This window comes from Spirillospora sp. NPDC049652, assembly GCF_040675125.1.
Taxonomy (GTDB): domain Bacteria; phylum Actinomycetota; class Actinomycetes; order Streptosporangiales; family Streptosporangiaceae; genus Spirillospora.
Window position 1 is genome coordinate 1 of sequence record NZ_JBFAOF010000680.1, and the last position, 4,047, is coordinate 4,047.

Annotated in this window: 6 protein-coding genes; 1 reads left to right on the forward strand and 5 read right to left on the reverse strand. The window is 72.7% G+C overall.

From position 1 onward, the window contains the following. A partial coding sequence (locus tag AB0J52_RS30475) for an LLM class flavin-dependent oxidoreductase (protein WP_500186111.1) occupies positions 1-510 on the reverse strand: 510 nt, incomplete at its 3' end. Positions 511-596: 86 nt separating this feature from the next. Beyond that, entirely contained in the window at positions 597-1,112 is a 516-nt protein-coding gene (locus tag AB0J52_RS30480) for a CGNR zinc finger domain-containing protein (RefSeq protein ID WP_500186112.1), read from the reverse strand. Between the two features lie 108 nt (positions 1,113-1,220). Between AB0J52_RS30480 and AB0J52_RS30485 the strand changes: the two genes are divergently transcribed. Then, positions 1,221-2,084: an alpha/beta fold hydrolase gene (locus AB0J52_RS30485; protein ID WP_500186113.1), complete on the forward strand. Its 864-nt coding sequence runs from the start codon at positions 1,221-1,223 to the stop codon at positions 2,082-2,084. Positions 2,085-2,170: 86 nt separating this feature from the next. Here the strand turns inward: AB0J52_RS30485 and AB0J52_RS30490 are convergent, their stop codons facing one another. From AB0J52_RS30490 to AB0J52_RS30500, 3 genes are all read right to left on the reverse strand, one after another. Then, entirely contained in the window at positions 2,171-2,404 is a 234-nt protein-coding gene (locus tag AB0J52_RS30490) for a hypothetical protein (protein WP_500186114.1), read from the reverse strand. 277 nt (positions 2,405-2,681) lie between these two features. Beyond that, a complete protein-coding gene (locus tag AB0J52_RS30495; protein ID WP_500186115.1) occupies positions 2,682-2,948 on the reverse strand; it encodes a metal-sensitive transcriptional regulator in 267 nt (88 codons plus the stop codon). A gap of 142 nt (positions 2,949-3,090) precedes the next feature. Then, complete coding sequence (locus AB0J52_RS30500; RefSeq protein ID WP_500186117.1) at positions 3,091-3,984, reverse strand: MMPL family transporter; 894 nt, start codon at positions 3,982-3,984, stop codon at positions 3,091-3,093. Positions 3,985-4,047 lie beyond the last annotated feature (63 nt).

Genomic DNA, 4,047 nt, shown 5'->3' on the forward strand with positions numbered 1-4,047 from the left:
GCCGCTGCTGGTCGGCGGCCCGTACCCGCCGAACCCCGCGCGCTGGACGGGGCGCAGCGCCTCCAGCCCGAACCACTCGTCGGCCGCCGCGCGCTGCTCGTACCGCTCCGCCGCGAACACCCGGCCCAGTTCGGTGATCGTCTCCTCCAGCCGCCGGACCCGCGCCCCGAACCCCTCCCACGGGATGCCGGCCTCGTCGAACTCCCACTTCATGTGGCCCGCGCCCAGGCCGAGGACGAGCCGTCCGCCGGTGAGCCGGTCCACCGACGCGACCTCGCGGGCCAGCAGGTGCGGGTTCCAGAACGGCGTGTTCAGCACCATCGAGCCGACGCGCAGCCGCTCGGTGGCCTCGGCCGCCGCCACCATCGTGGGGAACGGCGCGGGGGAGCCGAGGTGGTCGGGCACGAAGGCCGTGTCGAAGCCGTACCGCTCGGCCCGGCGGCACCGGTCGGTGAAGTCGTCGCGGGAGCGGATGTCGAAGACGTTGAATCCGAAGCGGAGGTCACCCATTCCACGATCATCCGCTCGCCCGGCCGCCGTCCGCCAGGCATGCGCTCACGCGCTCCGCGAACACGCGGCGGAAGGCCGGGCCGGGCTCAGGGGCGGCGGTGCGCCTGCTGGAAGCGGGCGGTCTTGGCGCGGTTTCCGCAGACGTCCATGGAGCACCAGCGGCGGGACCCGTTCTTGGTGAGGTCGTAGAACCACAGGACGCATTCGGGGTTGGCGCACTTGCGGACGCGTTCGCGGCGTTCGCCGAACAGGCGGACGAGGTCGGCGGCGGCGATCCAGGCGGGCGCCCAGTCGGCGGTCTCGGTGACGACCTCGGCGGCCGGTTCGCCGTCCCGCAGCAGCGGCCGCCGCGAACCGTGGCCGAGCACCGCGTTGAGGGGGCCCTCCTCGCCTTCGAGGGCGGTGCGGATGGCGTCGCGGGCGGTCAGGAGGTGCGCGCGGACGGCCTCCGGGCCGCCGGCCGGGACGGGCAGGGCGTGTTCGGTCAGCCAGCCCTCCAGGCCGTCCGGCTCGTCGAACTGGTCGAAGCGCCGCCCCTGGTCGATCCAGACCGTGTCGACGAGGTCGAGCGCGAGGGGTTCTCCGGTGAGTGGACGAGGCATGCCCCGAGTGTATCAACCCCCTAAGTGGACTTGACTGGTTGATCGGGAACGGAGTACGTTTCCGGCATCGCTCAACCGGCTAAACGCCGATAGATGGTGGAGAGAACCATGGCTGACGTACGGCACAGGACGGTCCGGATCGACGGGCTCGACGTTTTCTACCGGGAGGCGGGCGACCCGTCCGCGCCCACGCTGGTCCTGCTGCACGGCTTCCCGACGTCCTCGGTCGTCTACCAGGGGCTGATGCGGGAGCTGGCCGGCGAGTTCCACCTGATCGCGCCGGACTACCCGGGGTTCGGGCTGAGCTCGGCCCCCGCCGCGGACGAGTGGGAGTACACCTTCGACCACCTGGCCGACGTGGTGGACAAGCTGCTGGACGAGCTGGGCCTGACCCGCTACGCGATCCACGTGCACGACTACGGCGCGCCGGTCGGCTTCCGGCTGGCGACCCGGCACCCCGAGCGCGTCACCGGGATCATCACCCAGAACGGCAACGCCTACGACGAGGGGCTGACCCCCTTCTGGGAGCCGATCCGCGCCTACTGGGCCGACCCGTCGAAGGAGAACGGCGACGCGCTGCGCGGACTGCTCACCCGCGAGGCCACCCACTGGCAGTACACCCACGGCGTCACCGACCCGGCGCTCGTCGACCCCGCCTATGAGCTGCACGACCAGGCGCTGCTCGACCGTCCGGGCAACCAGGAGATCCAGCTCGCGCTGTTCCTGGACTACGGCGGCAACCCGCCGCTCTACCCCTCCTGGCAGGAGTACTTCCGCACCCAGCAGCCCCCGCTGCTGGCGCTGTGGGGACGCGGGGACGAGATCTTCGGCCCGGACGGCGCGCTCGCCTTCGCCCGGGACCTGAAGGACGCGCACATCCAGCTGCTCGACACCGGGCACTTCCCGTTCGTCACCCGGACCCGGCAGAGCGCGGCACTGATCCGCGACTTCCTCCGCCGCCTGTCCGACTGACGCCGTCCGGATACCGCCCACGGCCCGGCCGGCACGCCTCGCGCGTGCCGGCCGGGCCGGCGTCTTGGTGCGCTAGGCGCGCGCGGTCACGTCGTGGTGCTGCTCGGACTCGGGACCGTGAACGTACAGGTGGCCGGTGCCATGGGCATGGGCATGGGCATCGGCATCGGCATGACGAGGCCGGGGATGGCGAGGACGGGGAAACTGCACGGGACGGTGACCGGCTGGGTCTCGGAGAGCGTCCCGGCCTGGGCCGGAGTCGTGCTGAGCAGGACGCCCAGAATCGCGGCGGCCGCGCCGGCGGTAAGGGTCTTCCTCATCAATCAAGCTCCCGTTCTGCGCTGGGTCCCTCCCTGGGACCGGTTCCTCGGGCAGATACCCTGCTCATCACTTTAAGTAACTGGACTATCGCAGGCAGTCATGGCCGGGGTTGTGTGGAGAAGCGGAGAGTCGTCCGGATCGCGGCACCGCGTCGGGACGGGACGGCGGCGCGGGGCTGTGGCGGGGTTGCGGGACGCGGGCATGCCGAAGGGCGCTCCGCCCGCCCGTGACCGGGATCGGGTGGAGCGCCCTGCGGCGGAGTGCCTTGGGCCGGGGTCAGGCCAGGGTGAGGAAGAGCTTCTCCAGCTCCTCCTCGCTCATCGGCGGGGCGTCCTCCTCGGCGGCGGCCATGCACTGGCGCATCCCGCTGGCCACGATCTTGAATCCGGCCCGGTCGAGGGCGCGCGAGACCGCGGCGAGCTGCGTGACGACGTCCTTGCAGTCACGACCCGCCTCGATCATGGCGATCACGCCCGCGAGCTGGCCCTGGGCGCGGCGGAGCCGGTTGAGGACGGCGCCCTGCGCGGTCTCGTCGACCTTCATCGGTGACCTCCCTGTCGAGCTGAGCGACGCCTCCATGGTACCCACGGGGGTATATGAACGAGCCGGTTCTGTAACGCGCGTCTCAGTACCGCGCCCCGCGCCCGGTCCGGCGCCGCGTCCCGCGCCCGGTCCGGCGCCACGCTCAGTCATGGGAGAACCGCACGTCGGGCAGCAGCCGGGCCAGCCACCGCGGGCACCACCAGGCGGCCCGCCCGGTCGCGCGCAGCAGCACCGGCAGCAGCACCAGCCGGACGAGCAGCGCGTCCAGCAGGACGGCCACGCCCAGGATGACGCCCATCTCCTTCGGCGGCAGCGGCCCGGACAGCGCGAAGGTGAAGAACACCGCGACCATCACCCCGGCCGCCGCGAAGATCACCCGGCCGGAGCGGGCGAGCCCGCCGACGACCGCCTGGCGCGGGTCGCTGGTCCGCTCCCACTCCTCCTTGGCCGTGGCCAGCAGGAACACGGTGTAGTCCATCGCGATCGCGAAGATCATGGCGAAGAAGAACACCGGGGCCCAGCCGTCCAGGAAGCCCTGCGGGGTGAAGCCGAGCAGGCCCGAGCCGTGCCCGTCCTGGAACACCAGCCGGGCCGCGCCGAACGCGGCGGCGGTGGACAGCAGGCTGGTCAGCGCCCCCAGGGCGGCGATCAGCGGGGCGCGCAGCGCGAACAGCAGCAGGAGGAACCCGAGGCCCACGACGGTGCCGAGCACCAGCGGGGTCTTGGCGTCCAGCAGGTCCTTCAGGTCGAGGTTCTCCACGGCCGCGCCGCCGACCAGCGCGCCGTCCGGCAGGTCGGCGCGGAGCCGGTCCACCGTCCCGGCGAGGGCGGGGTCGGACGGGTCCGCCTTCGGGACGGCCTGGACGAGCGACAGTCCGGAGCCGTCCCGCGCCGGGACGGCGGGCATGACGCCGGCGATGCCGGGGTCGGCGCGCAGCACCGCCGCCGTGGCGTCGGCGCTCGCCTGCGGGCCGACGATCTGGAGTGCGCCGGGCGCGCCCGGCCCGAACGCGGTCTGGACGGCCGAGTAGCCCATGCGCCGCGGTGCCCGCGGGGATGTCCAGGCGCATCCCGAACGCCTTCTCGCGGTCGAACTTCA